The sequence below is a fragment of the Thermomonospora catenispora genome (assembly GCF_006363815.1).
In the GTDB taxonomy this organism is placed as follows: Bacteria; Actinomycetota; Actinomycetes; order Streptosporangiales; family Streptosporangiaceae; genus Thermomonospora; species Thermomonospora catenispora.
On the sequence record NZ_RRYT01000027.1, the window covers coordinates 21,164 to 34,847 of the forward strand.

General features: G+C 71.9%; 9 protein-coding genes. 4 read left to right on the plus strand and 5 right to left on the minus strand.

Going from position 1 to position 13,684, the window contains the following annotated elements; genetic code table 11:
• Genes narH through narI form a run of 3 tightly spaced genes read left to right on the plus strand, consistent with a single transcriptional unit; the run spans position 1 to position 3,169 of the window.
• The gene (gene narH / locus EIO00_RS18760) at positions 1-1,719 is read left to right on the plus strand and encodes a nitrate reductase subunit beta (protein ID WP_140180766.1); all 1,719 of its coding nucleotides are present in this window, start codon (positions 1-3) and stop codon (positions 1,717-1,719) included.
• A complete protein-coding gene (narJ, locus tag EIO00_RS18765; protein WP_140180768.1) occupies positions 1,716-2,384 on the plus strand; it encodes a nitrate reductase molybdenum cofactor assembly chaperone in 669 nt (222 codons plus the stop codon). Before narH ends, narJ begins: the two co-directional genes overlap by 4 nt.
• Entirely contained in the window at positions 2,381-3,169 is a 789-nt protein-coding gene (gene narI, locus EIO00_RS18770; protein WP_140180770.1) for a respiratory nitrate reductase subunit gamma, read from the plus strand. Before narJ ends, narI begins: the two co-directional genes overlap by 4 nt.
• Before the next feature lie 169 nt (positions 3,170-3,338).
• Here the strand turns inward: narI and EIO00_RS18775 are convergent, their stop codons facing one another.
• Entirely contained in the window at positions 3,339-6,329 is a 2,991-nt protein-coding gene (locus tag EIO00_RS18775; protein ID WP_140180772.1) for a glycoside hydrolase family 3 protein, read from the minus strand.
• A 215-nt stretch (positions 6,330-6,544) separates the two neighbouring features.
• Between EIO00_RS18775 and EIO00_RS18780 the strand changes: the two genes are divergently transcribed.
• Positions 6,545-7,558: a LacI family DNA-binding transcriptional regulator gene (locus EIO00_RS18780; protein WP_140180774.1), complete on the plus strand. Its 1,014-nt coding sequence runs from the start codon at positions 6,545-6,547 to the stop codon at positions 7,556-7,558.
• A 342-nt stretch (positions 7,559-7,900) separates the two neighbouring features.
• Here EIO00_RS18780 and EIO00_RS18785 read toward each other — a convergent pair whose 3' ends face one another.
• The 4 genes from EIO00_RS18785 to EIO00_RS18800 are packed head-to-tail and all read right to left on the minus strand — an operon-like array spanning position 7,901 to position 13,574.
• Positions 7,901-9,430: a glycoside hydrolase family 1 protein gene (locus EIO00_RS18785; RefSeq protein ID WP_140180776.1), complete on the minus strand. Its 1,530-nt coding sequence runs from the start codon at positions 9,428-9,430 to the stop codon at positions 7,901-7,903.
• Positions 9,427-11,763, minus strand: a complete 2,337-nt coding sequence (gene yicI / locus EIO00_RS18790) for an alpha-xylosidase (protein ID WP_140180778.1) — start codon at positions 11,761-11,763, stop codon at positions 9,427-9,429. The genes EIO00_RS18785 and yicI overlap by 4 nt, the downstream gene beginning before the upstream one ends.
• Positions 11,764-11,823: 60 nt before the next feature.
• On the minus strand, positions 11,824-12,672 hold the full coding sequence (locus EIO00_RS18795; RefSeq protein ID WP_140180781.1) for a carbohydrate ABC transporter permease: 849 nt from the start codon (positions 12,670-12,672) through the stop codon (positions 11,824-11,826).
• Positions 12,673-12,674: 2 nt separating this feature from the next.
• Positions 12,675-13,574 (minus strand): carbohydrate ABC transporter permease, encoded by a 900-nt coding sequence (locus EIO00_RS18800; protein ID WP_241661458.1) that lies wholly within the window; start codon positions 13,572-13,574, stop codon positions 12,675-12,677.
• Between the last annotated feature and the right edge of the window lie 110 nt (positions 13,575-13,684).

The following is a 13,684-nucleotide window of genomic DNA, read 5'->3' on the forward strand; positions in this document are numbered from 1 at the left end:
ATGCGCGTGATGGCCCAGATGGCGATGGTGATGAACCTCGACAAGTGCATCGGCTGCCACACCTGCTCGGTCACCTGCAAGCAGACCTGGACCAACCGCAGCGGCACCGAGTACGTGTGGTTCAACAACGTCGAGACCCGCCCCGGCGAGGGCTATCCCCGCCGGTACGAGGACCAGGAGAGGTGGCGCGGCGGCTGGCGGCTCGACCGGCGGGGGCGCCTGACGCTCAGGAGCGGCGGACGGCTGCGCAAGCTGCTCACCATCTTCGCCAACCCGAGGCTGCCGTCCCTGGCGGACTACTACGAGCCCTGGACCTACGACTACGCCGCGCTCACCGACGCGCCGCTGCAGGAGCACGCCCCCGTGGCGCGCCCCAGGTCGCTCGTCTCCGGCGAGCCCATGAAGATCTCCTGGTCGGCGAACTGGGACGACGACCTCGGCGGCTCCCCCGGCCTGGAGGAGCGCGACGTGGTGCTGCGGCAGGTGTCGGAGAAGGTGCGGCTGGAGTTCGAGAAGACCTTCATGTTCTATCTGCCGCGCATCTGTGAGCACTGCCTCAACCCCTCGTGCGCGGCCTCCTGCCCGTCCGGCGCGATCTACAAGCGGACCGAGGACGGCATCGTGCTGGTCGACCAGGACCGCTGCCGCGGCTGGCGCATGTGCATCACCGGATGCCCGTACAAGAAGGTCTACTTCAACCACCGCACCGGCAAGGCCGAGAAGTGCACCTTCTGCTTCCCCCGCGTCGAGGTCGGCCTCCCCACGGTGTGCGCGGAGACCTGCGTCGGCCGGCTGCGCTACATCGGCCTGATGCTCTACGACGCCGACAAGGTGCTCCGGGCCGCGTCCGCACCGAAGGAGACGGACCTGTACGAGGCGCAGTTGGAGGTGTTCCTGGACCCGCACGACCCGGCGGTCGTCGCGGCCGCCGAGCGGGCCGGCATCCCGCCCGACTGGATCGAGGCCGCCCGGCGCTCCCCCGTCCACGCCCTGATCAGCACCTACCGGCTGGCGCTGCCGCTGCATCCGGAGTACCGGACGCTGCCGATGGTCTGGTACATCCCGCCGCTGTCCCCGGTGGTGGACGCGGTCCGCGACACCGGGGAGGACGCCGAGGACAGCGGCAACCTGTTCGCGGCGATCGAGGCGCTGCGCATCCCCGTCGACTATCTGGCCCGCCTGTTCACCGCGGGCGACCCGGCCCCCGTCGACGCGGTCCTGCGCCGGCTGGCCGCCATGCGCTCCTACATGCGCGACATCAACCTGGGGCGCGAGCCGGACGAGCGCATCCCCGCCGAGGTCGGCATGACCGGCGAGCAGATGCGGGAGATGTTCCGGCTGCTCGCGCTCGCCAAGTACGACGAGCGCTATGTCATCCCGCCCGCGCACGCCGAACAGGCCCACCGGCTGGATGAGCTCGCCACCGAGTGCAGCCTGGACCGCGACGGCGGCCCCGGCATGGGCGGCTGGGGACCGTTCGGCGAGACCTCCGGCGGCGCCGCCCCCGTCGCGGTGGAGAACTTCCACATGCTCCGGCAGCGGCAGACCGCCGACCGTCCCGCCGGCCCGTCGGAGACGCGGGGCCGGGTCAACCTGCTCAACTGGGACGGCAGGGGCAGACCTCCCGGGCTCTTCCCGCCCCGTCGCGACGGGGCGGGCCCCGGCGGCACCGCCTCGCGCGCGGGCTCCGGCGCCGCGGAGACGGAGCACCGGTCATGAGGGGCCGGAAGGACCGCGCGGGGGCGCTGGGCGACGCGGAACTGGCCGCGACCTGGCAGGCGGCCTCCCTGATGCTCGGTTACCCCGACCGGGAGCTGCTGAGCCGCCGTCCCCTCCTCCGCCGCGCCGTGGCGGGGCTGCCACCGCTCGTGCGCGAGCCCTTGACGCGCTTCCTGGACCATCTGGACGTCACGCCGCCGCAGCGGCTGGCCGCCGACTACGTCGCCACGTTCGATCACCGCAAACGCTGCTGCCCGTACCTCACCTACTACGCCTACGGCGACACCCGCAAGCGCGGCCTGGCCCTGCTGCGGTTCAAGCACGCCTATCGGGCCGCCGGGCTCGTCCTCGAGGACGGCGAGCTGCCCGACCACCTGGCCGTCGTGCTGGAGTTCGCCGCCACCGGCGACCTGCGTCAGGGGCGGCGGCTGCTGCTGGAGCACCGCGCCGGGCTGGAGCTGCTGCGCCTGGCGCTCACCGAGACGTCCTCGCCGTGGGCGTCCGTCCTGGACGCCGTCTCGGCCACCCTGCCGCCGTTGGACGACGACCTCCGTCGGGCCGTCGCCCGTCTGGCCGCCGAGGGCCCGCCCGAGGAGGAGGTCGGGCCGGCGCCCTTCGGCGGCCCGTTCCCGCCGTCCGTTCCGCCTGTGGGGGCCCGCTCATGATCAGTGTCGTCATCGGTCAGGTCCGGCGGCTCGCCGACGCCGCGGAAGGCGGCCGGGCGGGCGTGGAGGACGTGCTGCTGTGGGCCGTCCTGCCGTATGTGGCCATCGCGGTCTTCGTGCTCGGCCACTACTGGCGCTACCGCTACGACAAGTTCGGCTGGACGACCCGCTCGTCGCAGCTGCATGAGAACCGTCTGCTGCGCATCGGCAGCCCGCTGTTCCACTTCGGCGTCCTGATCGTCCTGCTCGGCCACGTCGGCGGGCTGCTCGTCCCGAACGCCTGGACCGAGGCGGCGGGGATCAGCGAGCACGCCTATCACGTGGCCGCCGTGACGCTCGGCACCGCGGCCGGCCTCTGCACCCTGACGGGCCTGGCGATCCTGATCTACCGGCGCCGCACCGTCGGGCCGGTCTTCTCCGCCACGACCCGCAACGACAAGCTGATGTACGCCGTCCTCACCCTGGTCGTCGTGCTGGGGCTGGCCGCCACCGTCGCCGCCAACCTGGCGGGCGGCGGCTACGACTACCGCGAGACCGTGTCGCCCTGGTTCCGGTCGGTGTTCCTGCTGCGGCCGGACCCGGACCTCATGGCGGACGTCCCGATCCTGTTCCGGCTGCACGCCCTCAGCGCCATGCTGCTGCTGGGCATCTGGCCGTTCACCCGTCTGGTGCACATGCTCACGGCGCCGATCGGGTATCTGACCCGCCCCTACATCGTCTATCGCAGCCGCGATGCGCGGCTGGGCGCCCGCGCACCGCGCCGGGGCTGGGAGCGCATCCCCTGATCCGGTCCGGCGGACCCCGCCGCGCCGGGCCTCGCCCGCCGGACGCGCCCTCCACCGGCCGTCCCCGGGCGGGGCCGCCGCGTGCGGCACGGGAGAGCCCCGCCCCCACGCGGGGAGGGGCGGGGCCGCCCGCCTGCGCCCGCCCTCTCGGAGGGCGGGCGCAGGCCGCTCATCTCAGGGAGAACGTGCTGATCCGCAGGTCTCCCTTGAACACCAGGTACACATCCCGCCGTCCGGTCGCGCCGGTGAGCGCGGCGGTCACGTCGGTGTAGGCGTACACGTCGCCGGTGGAGGGCACCGTGGCGGTGCCCACGAGCCGGCCGGTGGGCGAGCCGAGCCGGATCTGGATCGCGCCCTCCTTCCCGGCGTTGGCGACCTTGGCGGCGAACGTCCGCGGGCCCTTGCCGAGCGCCGCGTCGGCGAACCTGATCCAGTCGCCGGAGGAGCCCTCGACGGCCTCGCCGCGCGTCTTGGTCTCGTCGACCAGCTCGACGCCCTCGTAGTCGTCGAAGTCGATCGCGCGAGTGGGACGGCCCAGGTCGCGCGGCGGGATCTTCTCGCCGTTCACCTTGAGGACGGCGCGGCCGCGGATGTCGGCCGAGGAGGCGCCGACCATCAGGTCGTGGACGGCGCTCTCGAGCACCCACTTGTTGCGGGTGACGTCCCAGTGGGCCAGGTCGGCGGCCTTGAAGGTGAGCCGGACCGTGGTCTTCTGCCCCGGCCCGAGGCTGATCTTCCGGAACGCCCGCAGCTGCTTGAGCGGCTGCTTGTTCCGCGAGGCGCGCTGGTGGGAGTAGAGCTGGACGACCTCCTGCCCGGCGACCTCGCCGGTGTTGGCGATCTCCACGCTCACGGTGACGGTGTCGCGGCCGGACACCGAGCGGCTGCTGACGACCGGCCTGCCGTACTCGAAGGTCGCGTACGACAGCCCATGCCCGAACGGGTAGAGCGGGGTGCCCTTGTAGTACAGGTAGGTGCGGTCCCGCTTGATGATGTCGTAGTCGAGGATGTCGGGCAGCTCCTCCTCGGAGCGGTACCAGGTCTGCGGCAGCCGCCCGGAGGGGTCGGCGTCCCCGAACAGCACGGCGGCCAGCGCGTTGCCGGTCTCGGCCCCCGCGTGCGAGGTCCACACGATCGCCGGGACGTTCTTCTGCTCCCAGGTCAGCGTGGTCGGGTAGCTGTTCTCCACCACCACGACGGTGTTGGGGTTGGCCTTGCGGACCGCCTTGATCAGCTCCGCCTGGCCCTCGGCGAGCGCCATCGTGGTGCGGTCGTGGTCCTCGCGGCCGTTGATGAACGGCATGCTGCCGACCACCACGATCGCCGCGTCGGCGTCCTCGGCGGCCTTCACCGCGGTGTCGACGCCGCTGGAGATCACCTCCTTGGCGAACAGGGAGGCGTCCTCCTTCGCGGCCAGCTCCAGCACCCCGCCGTCGCCGACCTTCAGGTAGGCGGTGGCGGGGTCGGCCCAGTCGTAGGCCTTCTCATAGCCGGCGTAGCGCAGCAGGACCCGGCCGTCGCCGGCGTCCTCCAGCTTGAACATCTGCTGGACGAACCAGCCGTTGGGCTGCTCCTGGTCGTTGACCATGGTGGGGCCCCCGTCGTACCGGCCCACGAGCTTGCCGTTGGCCACGCTGCGCAGCGTCACCACGCCCTGGCCCCAGTCGAACACGTCGAACTGGGCGGTGGGGCCGGCCTCGTCGCCGGCGGCCTTGAGGGCGTCGCCGTCGGCGTCGGCGCCGGCGACCACGTACTTGCCGGAGGCGACGTCCTTGAGGGCGATGCGGTCCACGCCCTCGGCGGCGGTGACGGCGCCCTTGTCGCCGAGCCGGGCGCGGACGCCGTCCAGCGGGGTGACCTTGTAGGGCAGGCTCCCGGAGTACCAGTCGGTGTAGAGGGTCTGCGACAGCGGCCCGACGACGGCGACCTTGCCGGTCTCGGCCGCGTTCAACGGCAGGACGCCGTCGTTCTTGAGCAGCACGGTGCCCTCGATGGCGGCCCGGCGGGCCAGGGCGCGGTGCTCGGGGGCGTTGATCACGTCCTTGGTGATCTTGCCGTACGGGCCGCCGTCGGGGTCGAACTCGCCGAGCCGGGTGCGGATGGTGAGGATGCGGCCCACCGCCCGGTCGATGTCGGCCTCGGTGAGCAGCTTCCGATCCAGGGCCTCCTTGATCGCGGCGATGGTCTTGGAGGAGTCGGTGTCGTCGACGGTGAAGCTGTCCAGGCCGGCCTTGAGGGCGGCGGCGTTGGCCTCGGCCTGGGTGGCGTAGTAGCGCTGGGAGCCGGTGAGGTTGTTGGGGCCGCCGGCGTCGGTGACGTTGAACAGGGTCTTGTCGGTCCACGTGCGGACCACGTCGTCGTGGTCGGGGTGGGCGGTCATCGGACGGCCGTTGACCAGGTTGTAGGCCGACATCACGCCGGTGGCGGCGTCGGCGCTGATGGCCGCCTTGAACGCCTGCTCGTTGTATTCGCGTTTGACCCGCGGCGGCAGGTTGGAGGAGGTGGTGTCGCGGCGGATCTCGTTGTTGTTGGCCAGGTAGTGCTTGAGCACCGGCGCGGCCCGCAGGTACCGGGGGTGGTCGCCCTGGATGCCGCGCCCGTAGGCGGTGGACAGCACGCCGGTGAGCAGGGCGTCCTCGGAGTAGCCCTCCTCGTTGCGGCCCCAGCGGGGATCGCGCAGCAAATTGACGACGGGCGCCCACAGCTGCAGCCCCCACACCTCGGGGTCGATGGCGTGGTAGCCGCGCGCCTCGGTGCCGACGACGGTGCCGACCTGCTTGAGCAGGTCCGGGTTCCAGGTGGAGCCCAGGCCGATGGCCTGCGGGAAGACCGTGCCCTGGGCGGTGCGCACGGCTCCGCCGGCGTTGCGGTCGGTGGACCAGGCGACGCCGTGCAGCGCCTCGGTGCCGGTCTTGAACGGCTTGATGCCCAGCCGCGGGATGCCGGGCTGGTACTGGTGCAGCATGGCGATCTTCTCGTCCAGCGTGAGCCGGCCGAGCAGATCGTCGACCCTGGCCTCCACCGGCAGGGCCGGGTTCTGGAAGGGATGGGCCTTCTGGCGGGCCAGGGCGGGTGAGGCGGTCAGCCCCACGGTCAGCGACGCGGCCAGCGCGGCCGCGAGCACGGTCCGGCGGGTGGGGTGGGGCGGTGATGAAGACATGGGGGGTCTCCGGGGCGGGTGCGGACAGGAACGATCGAAGCGCTTCGACGTCCGGCCGCGATCAAGAAGGTGACACAGCTCTCGTCCGCCGTCAAGACCTCCCCCGACGGGACCCGATGGCGTGCCATAGTGAGGGAAAGGCTTGCGCCCACGGCGCGAGGGCCGTAAATTCAGCCCATCGAAGCGCTTCGATGCTCCGGCGTGGAAGGGAGCCGATGGTCACCATCGCGGATGTCGCCCGGCACGCGGGCGTCTCGCCCAGCACGGTCTCCTACGTGCTCAGCGGCAAACGGGCGATCTCCGCGGCGACCCGGGAACGGGTGGAGGCCAGCATCAAGGCCCTCGGCTATCACCCGCACGCCGGCGCCCGCGCCCTGGCCAGCAGCCGGGCGAACGTGGTGGCACTGGTGCTGCCGCTGCGCACCGACATGCACGTGCCGATCCTGCTGCAGATCGCCATGGCCATCGTGACCGCCGCGCGCGGCCACGACCACGACGTGCTGTTGCTGACCAACGACGAAGGCGTCGAAGGACTGCATCGGGTGGCCCGGTCGGCGCTGGTCGACGCGGTCATCGTGATGGACGTGGAGCTGCACGACCCGCGCGTCCCGGTGCTGCGGGAGCTGGGGCTGCCGTCGGTGCTGATCGGCTTCCCCGCCGACTCCGCCGGGCTGACCTGCGTGGACCTGGACTTCGCCGCCGCCGCCGGGATGTGCGTGGACCACCTGGCCGACCTGGGGCACACCGCCGTGGCGCTGATCGGCCCGCCGGCCGGGGTGCTGGAGCGCGGCACCGGCTTCGCCCGCCGCACCGTCGCCGGGTTCGAGGAGGCCGCCGCCCGCCGCGGGCTGCGCGCCGTGGTGCGCAGCTGCGAGCCGCTCCACGAGGCGGTCCAGACCACCGTCAAGGAGCTGTTCGCCGAGCACCCGGAGATCACCGGGCTGGTGGTGCACAACGAGCCGGCCCTGCCCCCGCTGCTGCAGGCGCTGCGCGGGCTGGAGACGGCGGTGCCGCGGGACGTGTCGGTGGTGGCGGTGGGGCCGCAGGAGCTGGCCGCCCAGGTGACGCCCACGCCGACCATGGTGTCCATCCCCGCCGAGGAGATGGGCCGCCGCGCCGTCGAGCTGCTGATGGACAAGCTGAACGGCCGGGAGGCGCCGAACGCCACGTTGATCCCGCCGAACCTGACGCCCGGTCACAGCACCGCGCCGCCGCCCGCGCGCTCCTGATCCGGCGCTCCGGTCCGCGCATCGATCCGGCCCTCTGATCCCGGGCCGCCCGGATCCGGCCCGTGTCCGCTCGCCCGTGTCCGGGAGCATCGCACGGGAGGGTCCCGTCGTCATCGGGGCGGGCGGCCAGGAGCCCCGGACCGCCCGCCCCGGCGACGCCTCCGGTGACCACGCCGGCCCCCGTCCCGGCGTCCTCCGCCTGAGCGCCGCCGTGGGCGCGGCGCCGTGCGGCCGCCGCGCCCACGGCTCGGCCTGCTCAGCCCCGACGGCCGGGGCGCGGGTGCGGCTCGACCGGCGGTCCGCCGGTCGAGCCGCCGGACGAGGAGACCGTCGCGGCGCCCCTCAGGGGGCGTTCGCGGCGATCACCCGCCGGTACCAGTGCGCGCTGTCCTTCCACGTGCGCCGCTGCGTGGCGTAGTCGATGTGCACGATCCCGAAGCGCCGCGAGTAGCCGTACGCCCACTCGAAGTTGTCCATCAGCGACCAGACGAAGTAGCCGCGCAGGTCCGCTCCGGCGTCCAGGGCGGCCTTGGCCGCGCCGATGTGGTCGCGCAGATAGGCGATGCGGCGCTCGTCGCGCACCCGGCCGTCGGCGTCCACCCGGTCGTCGAACGCCGCCCCGTTCTCGGTGATCATCAAGGGGGTGCCGGGGTGGTCGCGGTGCAGCCGCAGCAGCAGCTCGGTCAGTCCGGTGGCGTCGATCGGCCATCCCATCGCGGTGTGCGGGCCGGNTCCGGTGGCGTCGATCGGCCATCCCATCGCGGTGTGCGGGCCGGGCTGGGCGAGGAACTCGACATCGTCGCATCCGGGGAAGGCGCTGTGCTCGCTGGGGCGGTGCCCGTCCGCGGCCTGCTTGGGAGCGCTCCCATCCCAGTGGCGGACCAGCGTCGGCGCGTAGTAGTTCACCCCGAGCACGTCCAGCGGGGCCGCGATGGTCTTCTCGTCGCCGTCCCGGAGGAACCCCCAATCGGTGACGGCGGCGGTGGCGGTGCGCAGGTCGTCGGGGTAACGGCCGGTCAGCATCGGGTCCAGGAAGATCCGGTTGGCGACGGCGTCCACCCGCCGGGCCGCCTCCAGATCGGCCTCCGAGACCCGCTCCGCCGCGGGACGATCCTCCGGGCCCGGGGGGAAGGGGATGTGCGCGCCGTGCTCGGCGACGTCCTGCCGCGCCGGTCCGGCCACGCGCACATGGTGCAGGTTGAGGGTGACCGAGCAGCGGGCCTGCGGACCGGACACCGAGCGCAGCGCCTCGACGGCCAGGCCGTGCGCGAGGTTGAGGTGGTGGGCGGCGGCGAGCGCGGCGGCGGCGTCGGTGCGGCCGGGCGCGTGGACGCCCGAGGCGTACCCCAGGAACGCCGAGCACCACGGCTCGTTCAGCGTGGTCCAGACGTGCACCCGGTCGCCGAGGACCTTTCCGATCGCCTCGGCGTACTCGGCGAACCGCAGCGCGGTGTCACGGGCCGGCCAGCCGCCGGCGTCCTCCAGGTGCTGCGGCAGGTCCCAGTGGTAAAGGGTGGCGACCGGGGCGATGCCCCGTTCCAACAGGGCGTCCACCAGCCGGGAGTAGAAGTCGGCGCCCCGGGGGTTGAACGTCCCGCCGGGCATGATCCGCGGCCAGGCGATGGAGAACCGGTAGGCCCCCAGCCCCAGGTCCGTCATGATCTGCACGTCGTCGGCCCACCGGTGGTAGTGATCGGCGGCCACGTCACCGGTGTCGCCGTTCAGCACCCGGCCGGGGGTGTGACTGTAGGTGTCCCAGATGGACGGCTCCCGCCCGTCCTCGCTCGCGGCGCCCTCGATCTGGTAGGCGGCGGTGGCCGCCCCCCACAGAAAGCCGGCCGGGAAGCCGGTGGGCAGGTCCTGCTCGGTCATGCCGAATCCCCCACTTCGATCGTCACTGTCGCCTCCTGCGCCTCCACCAGCACTCCCTGCTCGTCGGGGCGCGCCGTGCCGCCCCGCACCGACCGCACGTCGCGCACTCCCACCAGCAGGACCCGCCAGGGACCGCCGGGGCTGGCCTCCACGGTGATCATGCCGTTCCGACGCGTCGTGGAGAAGGTCCGTGCCACGCCTCCGTCGGCGGACGGGATCTCGGTGACCACCTCGACGCCCTCCGCCGGCCGGTACACCCGCAGCGTCACCCCGCTGGCGTAGTCGTACTCGGGCCGGTCGTCCACCGCCCCGAGCGGGACGACCGCTCCGGGCCGCACCAGCAGCGGAAGGCTGTCGAACCCGTGCCGCTCGGTCACCCAGCGCGGCCCCTCGACGGTCCGGCCGGTCAACAGATGGGTCCACGTCCCCTCGGGGACGTAGTACGACACCTTCCCGTCGGGGGAGAACACCGGGGCCACCAGCAGGTCGTCGCCCAGCATGTACTGGCGTTCCAGGTGGGTGCAGGCCGGGTCGTCGGGGAACTCCAGCACCATCGCCCGCATGATCGGCACGCCCTCGTCCCGCACCTGGGCGGCGGCGCGCAGCAGGTACGGCATGAGCCGCATCTTGAGCCGGGTGAACGTGCGCAGCACGTCCACCGCCTCCTCGTCGAACAGCCACGGCACCCGGTAGGAGCCGCTGCCGTGCAGCCGGCTGTGCGAGGACAGCAGCCCAAAGGCGATCCAGCGTTTGAAGACCCCGGCGTCGGGCGTGCCCTCGAATCCTCCGATGTCGTGGCTCCAGTAGCCGAACCCCGACATGCCCAGCGACAGACCGCCGCGCAGGTTCTCCCCCATCGCCGCGAAGGTCGACTCGCAGTCCCCGCTCCAGTGCACCGGGAACCGCTGGCCGCCGACCGTCGCCGAGCGGGCGAACACCACCGCCTCGCCCTCGCCGCGCCGCTTGCGCAGCAGCTCGAAGACGGTCTGGTTGTACAGGTACGTGTAGTAGTTGTGCATCCGCTCCGGGTCGGAGCCGTCGTGCCAGACGACGTCGTCGACGGGGATGCGCTCGCCGAAGTCGGACTTGAAGCAGTCCACGCCCATCTCCAGCAGGGCGTCCAGCTTCTCGGCCCACCACCGGCGCGCCTCGGGGTTGGTGAGGTCCACGATCGCGCAGCCCGGCTGCCAGTGGTCCCACTGCCACACGTCGCCGTTGGCGCGCCTGAGCAGGTAGCCGCGGGCCTTGCCCTCCTCGAACAGCTTCGACCGCTGACCGACGTAGGGGTTGATCCACACGCAGATCCGCAGGCCGCGCTCCTTGAGCCGGGCGAGCATGCCGCGCGGGTCGGGGAAGGTCCGCGGGTCCCACTCGAAGTCGCACCAGTGGTACTCGCGCATCCAGAACGTGTCGAAGTGGAACACGCTCAGCGGCAGGTCCCGCTCGGCCATCCCCTCGATGAAGCCCGTGACGGTCTCCTCGTCGTAGGAGGTGGTGAACGAGGTGGACAGCCACAGCCCGTACGACCAGGCGGGGAGGCGGGGGGCGCGGCCGGTCAGCGCGGTGTACTTGCGCAGGATCTCCTTGGGGGTGGGGCCGTAGATGAAGTAGTACTCCATCGACTGGCCCTCGACGCTGAACTGCACCCGCGAGACCGCCTCGGAGGCCACCTCGAACGACACGCATCCGGGATGGTCGACGAACACCCCGTAGCCGGCGTTGGTGAGGAAGAACGGCACATTCTTGTAGGCCTGCTCGCTGGCGGTGCCGCCGTCGGCGTTCCAGATGTCGACGGCCTGGCCGTTCTTGACCAGCGGCCCGAACCGCTCGCCCAGCCCGTACACGAAGTGGTCCACCTGCAGGTCGAGCTGCTCGCGCACGTAGTGGCGGCCCTCGTCGGTGTCGATGATCGCCATCGCCTTGAAGCCGCTGCGGGTCAGCTCCCGCCCTTCGGCGAGGAAGCCCAGTCCGAAGCTCTTGGCCCGCCGGTCGATCCGGGCGGTCAGCGCCCCCGAGGTCAGCTCGGCGAAGTCGGCCTCGCAGCGGATCGCGGCGGCGGCCGCGGCCGCTTCGTCCTCGGCGATCTCGAAGCGGGGTCCCCGCTCGACCGCGCCGCCGAAGTGGGTGATGGTGACCTTGACGACGTCGGTCATCGGCGCGGCCAGCTCGACCGTCACCATCGGGCCCTTGAGCAGGTCCCCGCGGTGACGGATGTGCTGGCCGGGGGCGTAGGCCGTCAGCCGCCCGGGGCCGGTGGCGACGTCGAGGACCTCGACGGGGTACGTCGGGTGGACGCCGGGCCGCATCAGCCAGTAGCCGTCGGTGAACTTCATGAAAAGCGCGCGCCTTTCGATACGGGGTCGATACGGGAGCGGTCCGCTCGGGAGGGCGGACTACTTGATCGCGCCCACGGTGATGCCACGGGTCAGGGTCCGCTGGAAGATCACGAAGAAGGCGATGGTCGGCAGCACCCCCAGCAGCGCGGAGGCGCTGGTCATGGTGGCGTCCATCAGCCGCTGACCCTGCAGCACGCCGAGCGCGACCGAGACGGTCTGGGTCTCGTTGGACACCAGGAACACCAGCGGGATCAGGAACTCGTTCCAGGTCCAGATGAAGAAGAACACCAGCAGCACCGACAGGGTCGGGCGGCTGACCGGGACCACCACCCGCAGCAGCACCTGCAGCCGGTTGGCGCCGTCGATCCGGGCCGCCTCGAGGATCTCCCTGGGGAATCCGGACAGCACCGACGACAGCAGGTAGGTGCCGAACGCGGTCTGGATGCAGGTGAAGACGATGATCACGCTGAGCCGGGTGTCGTACAGCCCCACCTGCTTGGCCAGGTAGTACAGCGGGTAGACCAGCGCCTCCTGCGGCAGCGTGTTGGCCATCAGGAACAGCACCAGGATCCACATCCGGCCCTTGACGCGGCCGATGCCCAGCGCGTAGGCGTTCAGCACCGACAGCACCACCGCCAGCACCGCCACCGAGCCGCTGATCAGCACGCTGTTCAGCAGCTTCTCGCCGTAGTCGACCCGCTGCCAGAAGTCGATCAGGCCGTCCAGGTAGACGCCCTCCGGCAGCGCCAGCGGACCGTTGGTGGAGTATTCCCGGGGCGTCTTGATCGCGTTCAGCAGCACGATCGCGAACGGCACCAGCATCATCACGGCCAGCACCAGGTAGGCCGTCAGCACCGCGTACCGGCCCGGTCCGTACCGGCGTGCGCCGGCCTGCGGGGTCGCCATGCTCAGCCCTCCTCGCCCTTGCTCTGCCGCCGCAGGAACACCACGGTCAGCGCGATGATGATCAGGGCGAGCACGGTGGCCACGGCGGCGCCGTACCCGACCCGGGTGGTGTCGAAGAAGTTCTCGAACGAGTAGTACGACGGGACGCTGGTGGCCCCGCCGGGCCCGCCCTTGGTGAGCACGTAGATGAACGCGAACGCCTTGAGCGAGGCGATGGTGCACCACAGCAGCGCCACGAAGATCTCCGGCCGGATCTGGGGGATCGTCACGTGCCAGAACCGGCGCCACCAGGAGGCCCCGTCGATCTCGGCGGCCTCGTACAGCGCCGGGTCCACCCGCTGCAGCCCGGACATGAAGATCACCAGCGGGAAGCCGATCTGCACCCAGACCATCACGCCCATCACGCTGAACAGCGCCCTGCGGGGGTCGCCCAGCCAGTCCTGCTGCAGCGCCTCCAGCCCCACCGCGCCCAGCAGCGCGTTCAGCGCGCCGTCCTCGGGGGCCAGGATCCAGCTCCACACGATGCCGGCGACCGCGATCGGCAGCACCTGCGGCAGGTAGATGCAGGCCCGCAGGAACGCCGCGGTCCGCGGTCCGAACCGCTTGCCGATGTAGTCGAACAGTCCGGCGGCCAGCACCAGCCCGATGCACGTGGGGATCACCGCCATGGCCAGGGTGACCGCGATGTTGTGCCGGAACGACGCCCAGAACTCGGTGTCCCGGGCCAGCTCGGTGTAGTTGTCCAGCCCGACGAACTCCGGCGTCCCCACGCCCTCCCACTCGGTGAGGCTGAGGGCGGTGTTCATCACGAACGGAACGATGATCACCGCGAGCAGCAGCAGCCCGCCGGGGACCAGGAACAGCGCGTAGGGGATCTCGCGGCGCCGGCGGGGGCGCTTCACGCCGTCGGCCTCGACCGGCTCGGGCGGGGCGGGGGGTCCCGAGGCGGGTCGGGGGGAGTCCGGGCCGGTCCGAGGCGAGGAGGCGGCCGTCACGTCCGCTGATCGAGTCA

What these genes read in the sequence shown, in the direction of transcription:
- narH (WP_140180766.1), top strand. Translation starts at nt 1, where the DNA reads ATGCGCGTGATGGCCCAGATGGCGATGGTGATGAACCTCGACAAGTGC.
- narJ (WP_140180768.1), top strand. Translation starts at nt 1,716, where the DNA reads ATGAGGGGCCGGAAGGACCGCGCGGGGGCGCTGGGCGACGCGGAACTG.
- narI (WP_140180770.1), top strand. Translation starts at nt 2,381, where the DNA reads ATGATCAGTGTCGTCATCGGTCAGGTCCGGCGGCTCGCCGACGCCGCG.
- EIO00_RS18775 (WP_140180772.1), bottom strand. Translation starts at nt 6,329, where the DNA reads ATGTCTTCATCACCGCCCCACCCCACCCGCCGGACCGTGCTCGCGGCC.
- EIO00_RS18780 (WP_140180774.1), top strand. Translation starts at nt 6,545, where the DNA reads ATGGTCACCATCGCGGATGTCGCCCGGCACGCGGGCGTCTCGCCCAGC.
- yicI (WP_140180778.1), bottom strand. Translation starts at nt 11,763, where the DNA reads ATGAAGTTCACCGACGGCTACTGGCTGATGCGGCCCGGCGTCCACCCG.
- EIO00_RS18795 (WP_140180781.1), bottom strand. Translation starts at nt 12,672, where the DNA reads ATGGCGACCCCGCAGGCCGGCGCACGCCGGTACGGACCGGGCCGGTAC.